The sequence below is a fragment of the Aerosakkonema funiforme FACHB-1375 genome (assembly GCF_014696265.1).
Taxonomy (GTDB): Bacteria; Cyanobacteriota; Cyanobacteriia; order Cyanobacteriales; family Aerosakkonemataceae; genus Aerosakkonema; species Aerosakkonema funiforme_A.
The window spans coordinates 45940-64024 of record NZ_JACJPW010000046.1 but is presented as its reverse complement, the minus strand read 5'-3'; the positions used below and the strand labels follow the sequence as shown (position 1 = coordinate 64024).

The following is an 18085-nucleotide window of genomic DNA, read 5'->3' as shown; positions in this document are numbered from 1 at the left end:
TCCGATCTGTGGGGGAAACATTACAGACATTTTCTGCTGTTCTTCTAATTTTTCAGTGATAATTTCTGCTATTATCCCGCTCTCCCGCTCTCCCGCTCTCCCGCTTTCCCCTTCTTCCGCGCTTTCGCTCTCCCGCTCTCCCGCTCTTCCACTCGTCCCCTCACCCTCTCCCTTTTCCTCAGATCCCATCATACGAGCTAAGACATAAAAGGTATTGACTTGTGGGGGTTCGCCTGTGACTGCTTCGCGTACTAATTGACGAATGGCATCTAAACCGTGATATATGCGATCGCTAATAGTGCGATCGAGGATTGTCTCGCCTCGTTTCACACTCCCTAATATATGCTCTATCTGATGGGATAGAGTTGCCACATCTTTGACTCCCAACATCCCGGCATCGCCTTTGAGGCTGTGGGCTTCTCGCAGTAACTCTTCTAATTTCGCTTGGTCATCTGGATGTTTTTCTAAATACAACAAACCATCATCAAGTTTCTGCAAATGATCTTCACTTGCGGTTTTAAAAATATCTCGTAGTTCTTCATCTTCGATAATCATTTTTCTTGATTCCTTAGTCATTAAACAACTGATTTAAGGCTTTGGGCGGCATCGTTTAGTTTCTGAGTGCCGATGCGAGTTTGACTGATGCCACTGGCTGTTTCGGCAGATGCGCGATTGAGTGCATTCATAGCATCAACTACTTGCTGAATGGCAATGGCTTGCTGTTTGGAACTCAGAGAAATTTGTTGGCTGCACAAGACGACGTTGTTAATTGCTTCTGTTACGCCTGCGAAGGATTGTGCTGTTTTTTGGGCGATTTTAACACTTTGTTCCACCGTCATGGTGCCTTCATCTGTCACCATAACGGTGGAACTGATGGCTTTTTGAATATCGGAAACGAGGGCGTTTATTTTTTCGGCGGATTTTTTACTTTGGTCTGCAAGTTTGCGAATTTCCGATGCGACGACGCCAAAACCTTTACCGTGTTCGCCAGCTCGTACTGCTTCTACGGCTGCGTTGAGCGCTAGCATATTGGTTTGGTTGGCGAGGTCGCTGACTAAGCTGGAAATACTGGCAATTTGATTGGTTCGATCGCTTAAACGGGAAATTTCATAGGCGATCGCACCTACTTTCTCTCTCAGCACCGACATCTCCTCTAGGGTATTTTCCACTGCTTCGCTTCCTGTTGCCGTAAGGGTTAATGCCTGTTGTGCGGCGGTGGCGACTGCTTGTGCTTGTCCTGCGGTTTGTTGGGAAGATGCACCCAACTCATCCATTGTGGTGGTGGTTTGATTGACGGAGGCAGCTTGCTGGGAAACTGTGCGTTCTTGTTCTTCTATTGTGGCAGCTATTTGGTTTGAGGAAGAGGCGATCGCGCTTGTTGCTCGCTCGACTGTACGAGTAATGCCTGCGGAGATCCAATAAGCAGCAAGTAGGGAAAACGTTAAACATAACAAGGCTCCGATCGCAACTGCGGCAATGAGATTGTTAATCAAAGTTTTCGCTTCTGCGGTTGTGGCCGCTAAAATTTCCTCTTCCGTTTTATTAAATTCCGTACTTAGGTTTTTAAAACGATCGACAAATTTTTGCCCTTCTCCTGTTCGGAACGCTAATATTGCTTCGTCTCTCTTGCCTTGCTTTACTAAGTTTAGTATTCTTTGCGAATACCGATCGTATTCGTTTTTCAACCGAACCATTTCTTTGATACGCTGTTGTTGCTTGTTATTTTCGGCCATACTCACTGCACGTGCAGATGCCTCATCAAATAAATTTAATTCTTGTTCGTATTCTTTTAATAATTGTGGCTTTTGTGATAATATGTAACCTCTAAATACTATTACCATCCTGCTCTGATTAAGTGTCATGGCATTTGTTGTATCAACAATTTCCTGGGATTTTTCGACTTTTGTGAATACATTTAATAACTTATTTGTACTGAAATATACTAAACCAGCCAATCCTATAAATAATATAATGGGAACTGAATATCCCAATAACATTCTATTTTGCAATTTACATTTCCTAAACATAAGCTGTGGGTTTTTAAGTAGTGTTAAGAAGACTGGTAGTAACCTAGCATATTTTCAATAATTTTCTCTAAATTTTAAATATGCTAGTTCCTGGAGTTATTTTAGCAAATTCGTCTATAATTGACTAATTTTACGACTTGTACACAACATAAAGTTCACACTTACAAAATAGCTAAACTACTGCTTTAAGAGTAAGGGCGGCTGACGTCTGACGCACTAGCTATACAATTTTACTTTTACTCCAAAAATACACCAAGCAAGGTATGAGTATCGAGGGTTCAAACATAACAACCGCCTCACAAATATAAGCGATGAGACTGCTATACGGCTGTCTTGAGATTCAGAGCGACTGCATTGAGTTTTTGTATGCCAACTTTGGTTTGATTAATACTGCTAGCTGTTTCTACAGCTGCGGCGTTGAGAGCGTTCATTGCTTCTACTACTTGCTGAATTGCTACTGCTTGCTGTTTGGCATTGAGCGAGATTTGTTGACTGTTGGTAAAGACGTTATTGATGGCTTCGGTTACGCCTGTGAAAGCTGCTGCTGTTTGTTGAACAATCAATTCTCCTTCTTCAGCAGTTTTAGTACCCTCAGAAGTTACCATTACTGTTGAGTTAATTGATCTTTGGATATCAGCAACTAAAATGTTAATTTTATCGGCAGATTTTTTACTAGCATCTGCTAGTTTGCGAATCTCGCTGGCAACGACACCAAAACCTTTACCATGTTCGCCAGCTCGCACTGCTTCCACGGCGGCGTTTAAGGCTAGCATATTGGTTTGGTTGGCGAGGTCGCTTACTACTCCAGAGATGTAGCCTATTTGATTCGTATGCTGACTTAAGTGCAGGATTTGTTGTGCGATCGCTTCTACTTTTTCTTTAAGTATCGCCATTTCTTCAAGAGTTTGCACCACAGCTTGGCTGCCTTCTTCTGCTTTCGATAGCGCTTGCCTTGCGCCTACTGCCGACATTTCGGCTTGTTCTGCCGATCGACGCGAGGACGCACCTAATTCATCCATAGTGGTGGTAGTTTGATGCACGGCAGATGCTTGTTGATTGGCGGTACGTTGTTGTTCTTCCACGGTGCTGGCAATTTGTGTTGATGAGGTAGCGATTTCATTAACGCTCTCATTAATCGCCGCCGTGATGCGTGAAGCAATCCAAAAACCGATCGGTATTGCTAGGATCGCCGACATCAATGTACATAACACCACTATCATGTTAAGAAAGCTTAGGGCTGCTTCAGTTTCTTTATTCTTTTTCGCCTGAATAAAATCCTCTGTTTGGTTAAAGTCATCCAGCACTTTTTCCAGCTGACGATTGAGATTTTGACGGTCTGTTGAAGCATATTTTTGCAACGCTTCTTTGATTCTGCCAGATTTTACAAGCTCGATCAAGTTTCTGTTCAATTCAATAGACTTATTTCCCAAGGCAACGATTGCAGCCAGACGCTGTTTCTGTTCTGGAACTTCTACCAGTTGTTCCAGAGAAGTGGCAGCTAGCTCAAACAACTCCTCGCCGTCGTCGAAATCTTGCAAGCTTTCCTCGTCAGCTTCTAGCAAATAGCTTCTAGCAGACCGCTGCACTCGGGCTATACTCAATGCTATTCGATCGGAGTTTTTCACCATTTCTTGGCCTATAATTTGCCTTTTGTTTTGCCGATCTACTTCCCTAAGATTTGAATATACCAACCCAGTTATACCGATCGACAGCAATAGGGGAACAGAATATCCCATAATAATGCGAGAGCGCAGTTTCAAATTACTAAATTTACTACCTATTTCCCAATTTCCCATATTTCTGTCTCCCTCAATTTACCCTTTGGTATTTATCTTTTACTTAGCGCTATAAATGTGAAGTATTTGTGAGTATCGATTTAAATATGTAAATTTTTGTGTTTGTTTACACCTCCTCATTTACAATCAATTCACCTTTAGTAAAAACTTTTTGCAAATCTAAGATACTCATCATTTTTTCTCGGTACGGAGCTGTACCTTGTAGGTATTCGTTATTGATAGAATGGATTGCCGTCGGCACAGGTGAAAGTTGTAATGGGTGCAAATATGCGACATCAAACACTTCATCAACTGTCACACCTGCGACGAAATCATCAACACAAATAACCATCACTTTAGTGACAATTTTTGTGTTTAACATCGGCATATTCAACACGCCGCGAATATCAACTAACGTCACTATTTCGCCCCGCAAATTCATGTTTCCGATAATATGAGACGGACAGCAGGGAACGGGTGTTACTTTCCGGATCTCGGTAAATTCGCGCACCAGTTTTAAATCCAGTCCAAAATATTCGCCATTCAAACCAACTACTGCCAGAGCTATTAATCCGGCGAAATCCTGTTTTTCAGTAGGTCGCATCAAATTTTCCGCTCGTTCTCGGAAAATGGCTTTTTCTTCTGGTGTAGCGTGCGGACAGAATATGTAAGGTTGATGGCGAGAATTTGTAGCTACTCTCTCTTCATCTGCATCTAATTCTACAGTTTTATGTACGACTGAAGCTGCAAACAACTCGGAGTAGCGGAGCAAATTTTTACTGTTTAACAACATTACTATATCTGCTGCTACTTTGGCAATACCGGACACGAAACTGTGAGATTTGGCAGTAACTTCACGACTGTAGAAAAGCTCTTTTGAGATGTCCTCTGGGAGAATATTACAAACTTCATGGACTTGATTGACAATAATGCCAATCCGAAGTTTTTGCCACTCCAGGACGATCGCACTATCGCTCAGGCTATATTCTAGCTGCTTATACCCGAAGCGCAGATTGAGATCGACGATCGGCAGGATATCTCCACGCAGATTAACAACGCCAACAATGTCGGGGGGTGCTTCGGCGATCGGCTTCAATTCCGGCAAAGAAAAAATTTCCTGTACGCACTCAGCTTCCACACCGTAGAGCGCACCATTAAGGCTAAAGATCAAATAAGGTTTATCAACTATTGTTAACATAGTTTAATTTTTGCACGAAAGGCAATTAGGAAGCGTATTCTCTTCCTATATTTAAGATTCCCTTATACCATCTAGGACTAACACTTTTTTGCTTTTCGCTAAAAATCTCAGTTAAAATAAATCATAGGTTGAGTTTTCTTAGTTCAACCCAACTTATGATGCCATTAAATTTGTTTGCTAGAAAATTCCGCTATAAAATACAGTGGGAGAGGACACAGGCAAAGGGCATTTTTAGGATTGGAGAAGGCAAAGCAGATCGGTGACTGATAAGTGACGACCGATCGACTGTATCTCCTCACTTTTTTAGGCTGATTTTTATCTTTCTGGTTTGAATGCTCTCGCTCTCCCTCTCCCTTCTCAAAGGTTATCCCTTTCTAGATCGTAAATTACTTTTTCCCAATACCAATCTTCCGAACGTCCGGGATTGTTGTCCCTCGCCTGCTGAAGCAAGCGTTCGGCTAACTCCCAATCTCCCTTGACAAGAACAAAAAGCCTTTGTCGCAGCTCTTCTCTAGGTCCGGAGGCATAATTTTGTTGCTGGCTAGACCACTCATTAAATTTCGCCTCACCGACTTGGATCATTTCATCTATTACGATTGGGGCTTGCTGTTCGATTTCTTGGAGAATTTGACCGCTTCTCTCAACGGTGAGGGCTACGCCACCAATCAAAAGGTAAAACGCATTCTTAGCAAAGTTTTCTAATTCGTCCACGATTGTTAATCCAAAAGTCAAGCTGTTTTTAGTTTACCTCAAACCGCACTCTTCTGAAAATAGGCTATTATGTACGATCTCTTAAGACTTTATGCACATAAGCAAGCAATTCACCAGCTGTTACCTCATCTTGTTGTGCGACTGTAGCTGATGGCGGTAAATCTTTGAGCAATTCTATAGCTGTAGCTAGCATTTTTCGTGCCCTGATAGCATTTCCTTCTCTCTTGTAAATTAAACCGAGTTCCAAATATGCGGAAATAGAAGATGGCACTAAATAAATAATTCTTTTCAAATAAATTTTGGCTTTCTCAATATCTCCTTTTTCTTCAGCAATGTGTGCCAAAAGGTAATAAGGTATAACAGATAAAGGATCGAGTTCAGTTGCTCGATCGCAATAGTATATGGCTTTGTTATGTTCGCCTAAATTGGCATAAGCTTGAGCCAGTAAGTAATAAGCTCCAAAATTTGCTGGTTGCAAGAGAATTATTTGTTCTGCTTGTCTTATTGCTTCTGCATAAGCTTTTTTGTCAAATAGTTTTTCTGCCTTCAAAAGGAGGTCTTGTTCTTCTATTTTATGAGGACTCGATTGCATTTGTGAAGATGTCAGCCTCAAGATAGAATTCGGGATATCGGGAACAATCATTTCCCGCGACTTGGCCAAGGTTGTTGTATTATCGCTATTATACGATTTTTCGGTGTGGATGTTCGGTCTTGCCAATCGCCAACTCTTGCCTATAGTATTAGGCCGTTCCCAAAGCATACCTTTTGGAGATTCCTGGCGGTTAACTTCGGGAATAGTAGCTTTATATACTACCGATTTTGTACTTTGAAAATCGACATTTTCTTTGCGTTGATATAGCACCGACTCGGGCAAAACTTTCACTTGGAAGCAACCCAGATCTTGAGCGTAAAGTTCTGTATGTCCGGTGATGAGGTAACCGCTAGGAAGAAGCGTATCGTAAAACTTTTTTAAGACAACTGAAATAGCATTGTATTCAAAATATACGAAAACGTTTCGACACAGAATCAGATCCATACTGTGAATATCGGAATTAAGGCTGGGATAGTGATCTTTTACCAAATTGCCATAAGCAAACTTTACCATCGTGCCAATACGTTTATCCACTTGCCATTCAGTTTTGCGTTGATGGAAATACCGCATTTGTAGATCGGTGTCTACCAGGCGAAAAGACCAAGGACTATAAATTCCGGCTTTGGCTTTCTCAATTGCTTGTTGATTGAGATCGGTTCCCAAAATAAAGATATTCCAATCATCCAAATCAGTCAGCAACTCCTGTAGAAGGATTGCCAAGGAATATGGTTCTTCACCAGTCGAACATCCGGCACTCCAAATACGCAGCGATCGCTTTTCACCTGCTTGGATGTTTGCAGCGTTGTTTTTGGCGGCAATTAATTCCGGTAGAATCATGTTTCTCAGCAGAGCAAACTGACCTTTATCGCGAAAAAAATAACTTTCTCCTGTTGTTAACAGATGTGTCAGTTCTCGCCATTCCCGTTCCGGTAGCGTATCCTCAACAGCATTGCTGTCCGTATGAGGCTGCAAAAGCTGATAATAATCCTCCGGTGTTGATAATCTGAGAATTTTGAGCCGCGCCCATATTATTTTTGCTAAATTTTCCCGATCTTGCTCCCTGACGTGCAAACCTGTGTTACTAGAAATCAGCTCGACAAAGCGCTGTATTAAAGCTTCATTCATCAAAATTGCCCTTGGCACGACACATAGTTATCTTTATATTTATAGCCGACCGAACGCCGTCTAGGGAAAAAAATACAGTTTTTTATCGGACTCTTGAAAATAATCTGTAGCGAGGTAGTGTAGCGCGGCAGAAATAACCCACTTAGGGGAGTAGGGGAGCAGAGGAGCAGGGGTGCAGGCGAAAAAAGGAGGGACTTTTCAGAGGTACTTGAAAGAAACGCTGCCTTGGGCGATCGCAAATTATCGAAAATTGGGAATCTCAAGACCAAGCAGAGCATTTGCGGACGATAGGCGAGCGGATTTTGAACGATAAACAGCGTGCGATCGAACTGCTAAAACTTTACCGAGAGATTTTACATCAAGGACAAGTTGCAGCGGTTGATAATTCAGCAGAAACGGGAATTGCTCATGTCAGGGTTAGTAGTCAAGCAAGGGGATTATCTCCAAGTCAGTAACCGCATTTATGAATTATTATTTGACGATCGTTGGATAGAAAAATTCGTTTCGCACCATCAACTATCTGCGTGATAGTTGATGGTGCGGAATATCGGTTAAACCAAAATCTCCGAAATTCGATCGCTCAGAGGTCCTAGCTGTATAGACCAGCTATCTTCAAACAAATCACTGGTTCCTATTTTATGAGTTTTAGTCCAATTTTTCACAAAATGGAATTGGTAGTCGGCTGCAATTTGGAAAAGATACAGATCGCTATAAAGGTTAATGTAGAACGTACCGTAGCGAGTTTTTCCCAAAGGATCGAGTGAGTGTGGGTTATAGTCAATCTGACCGCTCAACACTGTTTTTTCATCAGGTTCTTTTTTAGCATCGATTAGATCGATGGGGGCTTCAATCTGCAACTTATCCATTTCTTCTCTCCATTGATTAGCAGAGTAGACGCGGGGGCAATTATTTTTATCTGCAATCTCTACTGGTGAAGAAATTGCCTTTTGTGCGGCGGCTAGTTTACTTTTTTCATGTTCGGGCTGAAACTTACTGCCATTTGCTTGAGAAAATAAGCTACATAACTCCAGAAACGCATAATTGTATTCCGTAGGATTATCACGCTCTAATGCTTGTGCGCTTTTTGGACTCCAGCAGGGTTTATAGCGATATTTAACGAAACTGTAATCAGGAAAATGTCCCATCCATCCATGTCCTACATAACAAGGGGGTACATTTGGAGCTGCTTGCAAATTTTCGTGAGACATAGAAGAAAGCTTGATTTTTTTCCAGTCCTGACCAATATCTTGATACTCAATATTTTGCCAAGTCAGATTGTTGTACCAGGAATTGTCAATGTCCCAGTAAGTGTTTATAACATTATCAACAGCACACCAATCTTGGTGAGCCCAAGTATCTCCAATCACATGAGCCCTAACCCCTAATAAAAGCAATCCAAAACGTTTCAGGATAGATTCTTTATCTTGTACGTTGCTTAATAAGGTTTCTCCACCAGCAGCTCTCACAAGAATTGCTTCCAAACGTTTTGAATCAGTGAGACAGCGAATTGTGTCTCGGATCGTTGCTCGCGATAAAGCACTTTGCGGTCGATTGAGTAACTTCCCAATATCTGAATTGATTCTATTATCAAGGCTTGAATCAGGATTTACTTCCCTTACCTGATGGTCGGGTAATAATGCTGCAACGTCTTCTCCATGTACATCGATCTTGCTTGGTGTATTGGGGGGATCGCTATAGTTTCCAGGAGGAAAGTGAAATGATGACCATAAGCCACTACTTCCACTAGCTCCGGTACTCAAGGTGCCTTGAAATGTGTAACGAGGATAGTCTACTTTCGCTACAACATCATAATTTTGGTCTGAAGATTTTGCCGTATTGCTTACGATATGCCAATATCCAGCATATTTTTCATTACTCAAAAAATCAATAAAATTAGAGGCTTTAGCAATAACATTTGCATCTTCTTGACTATAATTACCGCCTATTCTCGCTGCGTAGTAAGTGCCATAATAGTGAAAATCTTGATCCACGATATTTACCTCTTTGTAAGATTGTTCTTTCTGCTATTGTACTTGCACCTCTAAAGACAATTCCAGTCGTCAATTTCTGAATTTATTGATTTAGGAATGTTTCTAAACCTCAACGCAAGCCATTCTTCTGCCGCTTGATACTGCTGATATCATGTCCGCTTGAATACTTCTGGTTAGGAACGATCTGGGGACAGTGGGACGCTCCTGACTCGGAGAGTTTTTTACACTACCAATTCTACCGTAATTGATATTAGTAGTCAAGCAAGGGGATTATCTTAAAGTTAAGAATCGCATTTATGAATTGGTATTTGACGAGCGCTCGGTGAAAAAATACATTTGACTTGACCGCCGATCCACTGCCACCAGTTTGTCTGATATAATATTAATTACTATTCAGGCTAGGTGTAAAGTTATGAGTGGTTTGACATTAAATTTAGATACCGTTCACTTCAGTGACGAACAGTTCTATCAGTTATGTCAAAATAACCGCGATTTGAACTTTGAACGTACTGCCAGAGGAGAATTAATTATTATGCCACCAGTAGGAGGCGATAGCGGAAATCGAGAAGCAGATTTAATTATCGATTTGGGAATTTGGAATCGGCAAACAAACCTGGGTTATACCTTCAGTTCCTCCACTGTATTTAAGTTACCAAATGGGGCCGATCGCTCTCCAGATGCGGCTTGGATTCGCCGGGAACGATACTCAGCATTAACCCCGGAACAAAGACGCAAATTTCCTCCCATTGCACCGGATTTTGTCATCGAATTAAGGTCAGCAACGGATGATCTGGAAATGTTGCGTGCCAAAATGCGTGAATATATGGATGCCGGGGTGCAATTGGGATGGTTGATTAACCCCCAACAGCAAGAAGTAGAAATTTATCGCCCAGGAGAAGATGTAGAAATGCTAAATCTTCCCACAGAATTATCGGGGGAAAATGTATTACCGGGATTTAGTTTGAATTTATCTCTTTATGCCTGATAGTAAATTTACGGGTCTTTCGTTACCACTGTGCTTTTTTAGTAAAAAATAACGCATTTTCAAGGCGTTGAGGATATTAAAATATTTGTAGCGAACATTAGCACACTAAAAACGGAAGACCAAGAAAAGCTACCTACGACTCGGCTAAAATAATTAAACAGCACAAAGCAGGTGTAATTATTATGCAGGCTATATTTTGGACTGGAGAAGAAGTGGCCCAAAGAGCTAAACAATTTTACGAAAATGGCATTCGTCAACAAGTGGAGTGTGATGATAATCTTGGCAAGATGATTGTAATTGATGCGGAAACGGGCGAATACGGAATTGATAAAACTGGTGTAGAAACAGCATTAAAATTAAAGCAGAAGAAACCAAATGCCAGATTATTTACGATGCGGATTGGTTATGATGTTGCTGTCAGCTTTGGGGGAGCGAGCGAGCGGACTGTCAAATGATTAACGGGAAATTGATTGACGGCAAAGCGGTAGTACCAGTAATTTTTCGTTTACCGACACAACCAGATTTTTCTATCGATTTTATTATCGATACTGGATTCAACGACCATCTTACCTTACCACCGCAGGCAGTTAGTGCGATGAATCTTCCGTTATATTCCACTACGCTTGCCAGATTAGCCGATGGTAGGGAGGCGTTGTTATCTATACATTTAGCAACAATTGTTTGGGACAATCGGGAAAAAGTAGTCCCCATTTTAGCATCTGGTTATAAACCTTTATTGGGAACAGCTTTGATGGAAGGATATCATCTGGAGATTGATTTTGAAGACAATGGTTTAGTTTCGTTAGAAAAAATCTCACCCTCGATTTCATAGATTCAAGATGAAGGGCGATCGCCTCCGGTTAAAATGGTTTTGATTCAAGTTGGGTGGGCGATCGCTCTCTTGGCTATGCAAATTACGCTCTTAAACAAAACCGTAATTATACTGATATAAGTAATAAATTACAGCTTCTTACATTTGCCTAGATTTACTGTTTTAATTTCAGAAGCGGGATTAAACAAGCCTGGGCTTACACCTGAGAAAGCAGAACCTTGCTTATCTTGGCGATTCTCCCGTACTTATGACCATAGGTAAAAATTATTGAATTCCCAAATGCCTACTAAATAAGGCTTCCCCCCACACATCTGGGAGTTGGTGTTGAGGCTGTCAAAATATCAACTTAAGACGATCGCTTCGCAAGATAAGAGAAAGTTTATCAAGTTAAGCAATTTAGCCGTTATCGAAGAAAAAACTTAACAAAGCCCAAAAGCTAACCAATCGGGAGTTTAATTCCTTAATCCCGGCCAATTTTAACTTGAGATCTTAAAATGCAAAACTTGAGTGGTGCAATCCTGTTAGATAGTGGAAACTAAATACAGTGTTTTTACTGAGCTATTGCAGGTAAGCATCAATAAAGTTTACTTCCTGCTAGGGAGTAGGGTGCGATCGCACAAGTGATGAACTTCAACGATGCCAGCCTATTGATAACAAATTAAGTTGAGTGACAATATGCAAATACAAATAGTCTGCAAAAAAAATACTAAGTCAACCATGACAAGCGAAGAAGCACTGCAACTTATAGAAGCTACCCTAAAATCGAAAACAGGGAAACAATTGACTCTTCCAGAAAAAGAAATTCTCAAAGCTGCTTGGGACAACGAAACTTACACCAAAGTTGCCGAAAGCTTATTTCTCAGCATCGGTTATATTAAAGATTTGGCCTCCCTGTTATGGCAGCGCCTTTCAGACGTTTTTGGGGAAAAAATCACCAAAAATAACCTTCGGTTGGTAATAGAAACGCTTTCCCCGATACCTTGTTTCCTGGAAGAAGAAATAGCAGAAAACCACACTGATGAAAGTTCAGGTTCCAAAGGCAATATCTTAATTGTTGACGATCCCAGTGAAAACCTGCTTTTTTTAACATACGTATTAACCAAACGCGGTTATAAAGTTCGCAGTGTCACCAACAGTCAGATGGCATTAAGATCGATCGGCAATAACCCACCAGATATCATTTTACTGGATATTAAAATGCCAGAAATGGATGGATATAAAGTTTGCCAAGCCCTAAAAGCCGATGAAACTACCTCAGAAATTCCGATAATTTTCTTAAGTGCGCTAGACGAAGTTATGGATAAAGTAAAAGCCTTTAAAGTAGGTGGAGTTGATTATATCACCAAACCTTTTCAACCAGAAGAAGTTATAGCCAGGATTCAAAATCAACTGACTATCCAACAACAAAAACGCCAGTTGAGAGAACAAATCCAACAACATCAACAAACCGTAGAAATTCTCTACCAATCTCGCGCTTTACTTGCCAGGTTATTAAATAGCTCTCAAGATGGTATTGCCGCTTGGGAAGCGGTAAGAGATCCCATAACTGAAGAAATTAGCGATTTTCAGTGTTTGGTGGTGAATCCCGTCTTTGCTAAGTTATTTGGCCAACAACGAACCGACCTCATGGAGAAGTTTACCCTGAAAAAATTGCTCAATCAACTTAATCCCACCCTGTTTGATTCACTTGTAAAAGTAGTTGAGAGGGGAGCAACGATCGAGCGAGAATTTTATTGGAAAAAGGATAACCTTCAGATATGGTATCGCTTGATGGCTGTAAAATTTGGAGATGGTTGTTTGATTACCGTTCACGACATTACCAATTTTAAATTACTTGAATATAAGATTAATATGGAAGCGCAGTTGCTAGAATAACCCAAATTGGGCTCTCGCGTTGTTGTGGCGATCGTCAAAACTTATTTAATTGTAGGGTGGGTTATTTCTGCGGTGCTGTACTAATTAAAACTTTATCTTTTTTACAGCTGGGAGGCCGATCGCTCCAAAGCTCTCCCAGCCGCGATCGCATTTTAGCGCTCTTCTACGTACATAGGAGGCTCAATGGCAAAGTTGTCGAGACGCCCAGATTCATCGATAACGTAGCCAGCAGTAGTATCTAGGTCGCTATCTTCTTCTTGGTCTCTGGCTGCCTCAACTTGCTTGATATTGAGGTCTACATCTACATTAGATGGAATTTCTGCATCCGGAGCGTTGACCCCCAATACATTTTCCGACAATTGCACTCCATAGTGGTTGTTACCGGGCGCACCCCTTCCAGGTTCCGCTTCTCTGGGATCTTCTGGCAATACTCGATTTTGCTGGTTAGTCATAGGTGATATCCTCTTTGTTACTGCTAAAGGTTTTAGCAATTTAGTATTTAGTTTTACTCTTTCGTTGGGATTAAATTGATAGGTACAGACTCGTAATTACTCTTTACTCATTACTCATTACTTCATCTAACTATGTCGGCGGTTGGATGTAGAGCCACCTGGCAATTAGGCAAGGTTAAGAATAGGGGGTAAAGGTAAAAAAGCGTATGGATATTTTATTAGGAATTTGCATTGGCATTAGTTTGAGTGCGGCGTGCGGATTTCGCGTATTTGTACCGCCTTTGGTGATGAGTATGGCCGCACTTTCCGGGCATTTGACCCTATCCCCAGGCTTTGAGTGGATTGGCACTTATGAGGCGCTGACAGCGTTTGCGATCGCGACTGGTATCGAAGTTTTGGGATATTATATTCCCTGGGTAGATCACGTATTGGATTTGCTGGCTACACCGATTGCGATCGCCACTGGCACTACTATCACCGCCTCGTTCTTTTCTCATGTCGATCCGTTGCTGCAATGGAGTGTCGCCATTATCGCAGGCGGTGGTTCTGCTGGAATTGTGGAAGCGTTAACTAATATTACCCGCTTTGTTTCAACGGGAACGACTGGGGGAGTTGCTAATCCATTGTTGGCAACAGTTGAGTTAGCAACTTCGATTATTTTGTCAGTTTTGGGAATAATCGTGCCGATTTTTACTGTTGTTTTATTGGCAGTTTTGGGTGTGTTTGCAGGAGTGAAATTGTGGCAGATCTTGGGGAGAAGTGTGCCAACAACGCCGACAGACTAAAGTCTGTAGCTAGACAAACTCTCGTCCGCACTGCAATTTTCGCAAAGAAACCCGGTTTCTCTGAAAAATCGTCGCTAGGGAACTACAGTTCTACCCAGAAACCCGGTTTCTCGGATGGTCGTGCGTAAGTCCTGGGCAAAAATCTAGTATCCTTGAAACGAGCGCACCTGTCAAAGTTTGAAAAATGATTTCCACTTTCCTGAGTTCTCCTTCCGTAGACTTATCCCGCATCCGCTTAGAAATTCGCGGATTGCAAAATAGCCTTGTAGAATGGCGCAGAAACTTGCATCAACGTCCCGAACTCGGTTTCCGGGAGAAGTTGACTTCTGAATTTGTCGCGAAGAAACTACAGGAATGGGGAATCGATCGCCAAACTGGAGTCGCCCAAACGGGTATTGTGGCGACCATTGCGGGGCGTCAACCGGGACCGGTGCTGGCAATTCGGGCAGATATGGATGCTTTGCCAATTCAGGAAGAGAACGATGTACCCTACAAATCCCAGCACGATGGGGTAATGCACGCCTGCGGTCACGACGGACATACCGCGATCGCACTGGGAACAGCTTATTATCTTTCTCAACATCGCGATGACTTCGCCGGTACTGTAAAAATTATCTTCCAACCCGCAGAAGAAGGGCCGGGGGGCGCAAAACCGATGATCGAAGCGGGAGTATTGACAAATCCCGATGTTAATGCTATAATTGGCCTTCACTTGTGGAACCAGCTACCCGTTGGTAGGGTAGGCGTTCGTAGTGGCGCATTGATGGCGGCGACCGAGGGTTTTCGATGCACGATTATGGGTAAAGGCGGACATGGTGCGATACCGCATCAAACGATCGATTCGATCGTCGTCGCCAGCCAAATCGTGAATGCGTTGCAGACGATCGTATCGCGCAATGTCGATCCGATCGAGTCAGCGGTAGTAACGGTGGGAGAATTTCATGCCGGAACTGCAATTAACGTGATAGCAGATACGGCGAAAATAGGTGGCACGGTACGATATTTTAACCCAACTTTGGGAGAGTTTTTACCAAAACGAATCGAACAAATTATTGCCGGAGTTTGCCAAAGTCACGGCGCGAAGTACGATTGGAATTATTGGCGGCAATATCCAGCTACGATTAACGATCCTGGGATAGCTGAGTTAGTGCGATCGGTCGCCTTAGAGGTAGTAGAAACTCCTTTGGGTGTGGTGCCAAATTGTCAAACAATGGGTGCGGAAGATATGTCATTCTTTCTGCAAGCAGTACCGGGTTGTTATTTCTTTTTAGGTTCTGCCAATCCCAATCTAAATTTAGCTTATCCGCACCATCATCCTCGCTTTGATTTTGATGAGACAGCGTTGGGGATGGGAGTGGAAATTTTTGTCGGTTGTGTGGAAAAGTTTTGTCGTTAGTGTGAGAAGTCGAGTTTCTATAAGATGGGTTATAAACCCGGTTTCTTGAAGAAACCGGGTTTATCTGTACCAGTTTCGATCGCGTAGATGACGTGGTATGGAAGTGCGATCGAGTAACTTCTTGCAAGTAGCGAGTTAGGAAACCCAAGCAGCAAGTTCGCAATTTCAACTGGGACGACTTGCCTCTAATATCTCCATCTTTTCCTAATACTAAAACACTCATCAAATTTCTGAACTAATTCCCTAGACTCTACAAATCCGATTTCTTGCGCCCAACTTTCAATAGAAAACAAAAACCCCTGAAGATCTTGTTCTACAAGTATCAGTGATTCCTCAAAATGAGTACGTGAAATATCAATGTAAAAGGCATTGTTGACTTGCATTATGCCACCATCTGACCAAACACGAAGTACATCACCCGTTATCTCAATCCACGGACTCGGATCGTGTCCCAACCAAGGCGACACACCTGTTTTCAATACATCTATCCATTCGCGCCAGCCTTCAAGTCCACAACAACAGCTTGGGGAAATAGTACCCCGCTTCTTGCAGACAACCTGTATTCCACCTGGCAAAACTAAAGTCTTCGCTTTCAGGATTTGCCTCAAAATAGTTTGTCTGTCGCCTGTTAGTTCTATTTGGTTGTATTTAGCCAGTTGTGCAAAGACTAATCCAATTTGAGGATAGCCCATTTCTCCACATAAACGGATCTTTGAAAATGGTTTAAATTCTGGAGTTTCCCAAGGGCAAAGAAAGTCATCCTCATAATAAGGTACTTCTATGACAGCTTGCATTTGAATCGATGAGATCGTCAACGTATTCTACTGTTTTACATAATTTTGAACGAGAGCGAGCTTCAATAATAATTATAGCCCTGTTTGACTATAACACCAATATCGAGAAATATTTAATGAATTCGGTTTAGGTTTAGAAAACTGAACGCTAATAGGAACTATTTATTTTATAAACTCTCTGTCTTCAGCATTGCAATACGTTTGGTGGCTCTGGAGCGAACTGTTTGTGCTGGGTCTTGAGATAACTTGATGAGAAGTTCTTCTTGTATAGCAATTCGCGCAATCCGATCGCGTATATGACGTGGTATGGAAGTGGGGTCGAGTAACGGAGATATTTTATCGATCGTTACTTGGGGATGTGAGGCAATCGCTTCAATCAGCATCATGGGATAGCAGTTACGAGGCTCAAAGAGTGACAGATTACTTCGCACCATAGAGGCGGTGGTGAGAAGAAACTCATTACCATGTACTGAATTTTTAACTACTGCTAGTGCAATCCGAACATTGTTATCCGTTTCTAATGAAGAGGGAAATAAAGCTTTCAGCGTATTAGCAGGAGTATGCGGATTCTCGGCAACAGCTTCACGGACAAAAATGTGTTGTGATGAGGCAAGAAGCTCTAAATCTTCCGCTGATGTAGATTCAGATTTTGCAGCATCAGAAGCAATTTTGGGATCGTTAATGTACTTCATTTGCAATGTTAAGCTTACCTTGTTACCGAAGATTTCAAGCATAACTAATAATTATACCACAGTTGCAGTGTAATCAGGAGCGAGAAATATTTGATAAATTCAGTTAAAGCCTTCAAACTTGCAAATCAACTCAGAAAATGACATCCTTAATTCTTTAGCTTGTCGAAATAGTCACCACTCTTTGAAGTTATGTATGATGGAAAAGCGATCGCGAAAGGTGACTCAGATGGTTATCGCCACTTCTAAAGCGGGATTGGTTACAAGTGGAGTCTTCCTCTCAAACGTCACATGGGAGACTCTGGAAAAGTTAGATGTAGATTTGTCAGGAACAGGCGCACGCTTAACTTATTTAGATGGGTGTTTAGAAATTATGGCTCCCTTATCTGAGGATCATGAAGAACCTAAAAAAACTTTATGCCAGTTGTTAGAGATTTATATGCGGATGAAAAACATCCGTTTTTATGCGCGGGGTAGTACGACGATTGGAATGAAAGAATTGGGTGCAAGGAAAGAACCGGATGAGTCTTATTGTTTGGGTACGCGCAAGTCAGTTCCAGATTTAGCAATTGAAGTGATAGTAACGAGCGGGGGAATTGATATCCTCGAAATTTATCGTCGAGTGGGAGTGCGAGAAGTTTGGTTTTGGGAGGATGGTGTAATTTCGGTTTATTGCTTGCGTGAAACGGGATATGAGTTGGTGAGTAAAAGTGAACTTTTGCCGGAATTGGATTTGCGATCGCTAGAGTTTTATTCGCGAATGGCAGACCAATATGATGCGGTGAATGCTTTTATGAAATTGATATAGAATGGGATATTTGTAAATACAGCAAATCTCCTAATTCAAGCTAGTAAGCT

At 41.9% G+C, this 18085-nt stretch carries 18 protein-coding genes; 8 read left to right on the top strand and 10 right to left on the bottom strand.

Translation table 11 applies throughout. The features are described 5' to 3' along the window. From H6G03_RS18710 to H6G03_RS18685, 6 genes are all read right to left on the bottom strand, one after another. Positions 1 to 555, bottom strand: a 555-nt coding sequence (locus tag H6G03_RS18710; protein WP_190466505.1) for an Hpt domain-containing protein, incomplete at its 3' end; no start/stop codon positions are given. A 20-nt stretch (positions 556 to 575) separates the two neighbouring features. After that, on the bottom strand, positions 576 to 1997 hold the full coding sequence (locus tag H6G03_RS18705) for a methyl-accepting chemotaxis protein (protein ID WP_322111934.1): 1422 nt from the start codon (positions 1995 to 1997) through the stop codon (positions 576 to 578). A gap of 350 nt (positions 1998 to 2347) precedes the next feature. Beyond that, positions 2348 to 3823 carry a methyl-accepting chemotaxis protein gene (locus tag H6G03_RS18700; RefSeq protein WP_190466499.1) on the bottom strand — a complete coding sequence of 492 codons (1476 nt, stop codon included), beginning with the start codon at positions 3821 to 3823 and terminating at the stop codon, positions 2348 to 2350. A 106-nt stretch (positions 3824 to 3929) separates the two neighbouring features. Beyond that, positions 3930 to 5000 carry a chemotaxis protein CheW gene (locus H6G03_RS18695; protein ID WP_199315365.1) on the bottom strand — a complete coding sequence of 357 codons (1071 nt, stop codon included), beginning with the start codon at positions 4998 to 5000 and terminating at the stop codon, positions 3930 to 3932. Between the two features lie 357 nt (positions 5001 to 5357). Further along, positions 5358 to 5711, bottom strand: a complete 354-nt coding sequence (locus tag H6G03_RS18690; protein WP_190466496.1) for a hypothetical protein — start codon at positions 5709 to 5711, stop codon at positions 5358 to 5360. Between the two features lie 67 nt (positions 5712 to 5778). After that, complete coding sequence (locus H6G03_RS18685) at positions 5779 to 7428, bottom strand: CheR family methyltransferase (protein WP_190466493.1); 1650 nt, start codon at positions 7426 to 7428, stop codon at positions 5779 to 5781. Between the two features lie 302 nt (positions 7429 to 7730). On the opposite strand from H6G03_RS18685, the gene H6G03_RS18680 reads away from it, so the two are divergent. After that, entirely contained in the window at positions 7731 to 7883 is a 153-nt protein-coding gene (locus H6G03_RS18680; RefSeq protein WP_190466490.1) for a hypothetical protein, read from the top strand. A gap of 96 nt (positions 7884 to 7979) precedes the next feature. Here the strand turns inward: H6G03_RS18680 and H6G03_RS18675 are convergent, their stop codons facing one another. Next, positions 7980 to 9419 carry a DUF6765 family protein gene (locus tag H6G03_RS18675; protein WP_190466487.1) on the bottom strand — a complete coding sequence of 480 codons (1440 nt, stop codon included), beginning with the start codon at positions 9417 to 9419 and terminating at the stop codon, positions 7980 to 7982. A gap of 412 nt (positions 9420 to 9831) precedes the next feature. Between H6G03_RS18675 and H6G03_RS18670 the strand changes: the two genes are divergently transcribed. The 4 genes from H6G03_RS18670 to H6G03_RS18655 all read left to right on the top strand — a co-directional run bounded on the left by H6G03_RS18670 (position 9832) and on the right by H6G03_RS18655 (position 13111). Further along, a complete protein-coding gene (locus H6G03_RS18670) occupies positions 9832 to 10404 on the top strand; it encodes a Uma2 family endonuclease (protein WP_190466484.1) in 573 nt (190 codons plus the stop codon). Positions 10405 to 10586: 182 nt separating this feature from the next. Further along, on the top strand, positions 10587 to 10859 hold the full coding sequence (locus H6G03_RS18665) for a hypothetical protein (protein ID WP_190466481.1): 273 nt from the start codon (positions 10587 to 10589) through the stop codon (positions 10857 to 10859). Then, complete coding sequence (locus H6G03_RS18660; RefSeq protein ID WP_190466478.1) at positions 10856 to 11236, top strand: clan AA aspartic protease; 381 nt, start codon at positions 10856 to 10858, stop codon at positions 11234 to 11236. Before H6G03_RS18665 ends, H6G03_RS18660 begins: the two co-directional genes overlap by 4 nt. A 717-nt stretch (positions 11237 to 11953) precedes the next feature. Beyond that, positions 11954 to 13111, top strand: coding sequence for a response regulator (locus H6G03_RS18655; RefSeq protein WP_190466475.1), 1158 nt, complete (start codon positions 11954 to 11956; stop codon positions 13109 to 13111). Positions 13112 to 13263: 152 nt separating this feature from the next. Here H6G03_RS18655 and H6G03_RS18650 read toward each other — a convergent pair whose 3' ends face one another. Further along, positions 13264 to 13563, bottom strand: coding sequence for a hypothetical protein (locus H6G03_RS18650; protein WP_190466472.1), 300 nt, complete (start codon positions 13561 to 13563; stop codon positions 13264 to 13266). 206 nt (positions 13564 to 13769) lie between these two features. Here H6G03_RS18650 and H6G03_RS18645 point away from each other — a divergent pair, with 206 nt between their 5' ends. Both H6G03_RS18645 and H6G03_RS18640 read left to right on the top strand, forming a co-directional pair. Next, a complete protein-coding gene (locus H6G03_RS18645) occupies positions 13770 to 14348 on the top strand; it encodes a DUF4126 domain-containing protein (protein ID WP_190466469.1) in 579 nt (192 codons plus the stop codon). Positions 14349 to 14532: 184 nt separating this feature from the next. Further along, complete coding sequence (locus tag H6G03_RS18640; protein ID WP_190466466.1) at positions 14533 to 15744, top strand: M20 metallopeptidase family protein; 1212 nt, start codon at positions 14533 to 14535, stop codon at positions 15742 to 15744. A 185-nt stretch (positions 15745 to 15929) separates the two neighbouring features. Here the strand turns inward: H6G03_RS18640 and H6G03_RS18635 are convergent, their stop codons facing one another. Further along, positions 15930 to 16538, bottom strand: coding sequence for a hypothetical protein (locus H6G03_RS18635; protein WP_191056167.1), 609 nt, complete (start codon positions 16536 to 16538; stop codon positions 15930 to 15932). 167 nt (positions 16539 to 16705) lie between these two features. After that, a complete protein-coding gene (locus H6G03_RS18630; RefSeq protein ID WP_242056879.1) occupies positions 16706 to 17272 on the bottom strand; it encodes a hypothetical protein in 567 nt (188 codons plus the stop codon). A gap of 184 nt (positions 17273 to 17456) precedes the next feature. Between H6G03_RS18630 and H6G03_RS18625 the strand changes: the two genes are divergently transcribed. Further along, on the top strand, positions 17457 to 18035 hold the full coding sequence (locus H6G03_RS18625) for a Uma2 family endonuclease (RefSeq protein WP_190466521.1): 579 nt from the start codon (positions 17457 to 17459) through the stop codon (positions 18033 to 18035). Positions 18036 to 18085: the final 50 nt, after the last annotated feature.

Excerpts from the sequence above, each read along its gene's own strand:
- H6G03_RS18705 (WP_322111934.1), bottom strand. The coding sequence starts at position 1,997 with ATGTTATTGGGATATTCAGTTCCCATTATATTATTTATAGGATTGGCT.
- H6G03_RS18700 (WP_190466499.1), bottom strand. The coding sequence starts at position 3,823 with ATGGGAAATTGGGAAATAGGTAGTAAATTTAGTAATTTGAAACTGCGC.
- H6G03_RS18695 (WP_199315365.1), bottom strand. The coding sequence starts at position 5,000 with ATGTTAACAATAGTTGATAAACCTTATTTGATCTTTAGCCTTAATGGT.
- H6G03_RS18685 (WP_190466493.1), bottom strand. The coding sequence starts at position 7,428 with ATGAATGAAGCTTTAATACAGCGCTTTGTCGAGCTGATTTCTAGTAAC.
- H6G03_RS18670 (WP_190466484.1), top strand. The coding sequence starts at position 9,832 with ATGAGTGGTTTGACATTAAATTTAGATACCGTTCACTTCAGTGACGAA.
- H6G03_RS18665 (WP_190466481.1), top strand. The coding sequence starts at position 10,587 with ATGCAGGCTATATTTTGGACTGGAGAAGAAGTGGCCCAAAGAGCTAAA.
- H6G03_RS18660 (WP_190466478.1), top strand. The coding sequence starts at position 10,856 with ATGATTAACGGGAAATTGATTGACGGCAAAGCGGTAGTACCAGTAATT.
- H6G03_RS18655 (WP_190466475.1), top strand. The coding sequence starts at position 11,954 with ATGACAAGCGAAGAAGCACTGCAACTTATAGAAGCTACCCTAAAATCG.
- H6G03_RS18650 (WP_190466472.1), bottom strand. The coding sequence starts at position 13,563 with ATGACTAACCAGCAAAATCGAGTATTGCCAGAAGATCCCAGAGAAGCG.
- H6G03_RS18645 (WP_190466469.1), top strand. The coding sequence starts at position 13,770 with ATGGATATTTTATTAGGAATTTGCATTGGCATTAGTTTGAGTGCGGCG.
- H6G03_RS18640 (WP_190466466.1), top strand. The coding sequence starts at position 14,533 with ATGATTTCCACTTTCCTGAGTTCTCCTTCCGTAGACTTATCCCGCATC.
- H6G03_RS18635 (WP_191056167.1), bottom strand. The coding sequence starts at position 16,538 with ATGCAAGCTGTCATAGAAGTACCTTATTATGAGGATGACTTTCTTTGC.
- H6G03_RS18630 (WP_242056879.1), bottom strand. The coding sequence starts at position 17,272 with ATGCTTGAAATCTTCGGTAACAAGGTAAGCTTAACATTGCAAATGAAG.
- H6G03_RS18625 (WP_190466521.1), top strand. The coding sequence starts at position 17,457 with ATGGTTATCGCCACTTCTAAAGCGGGATTGGTTACAAGTGGAGTCTTC.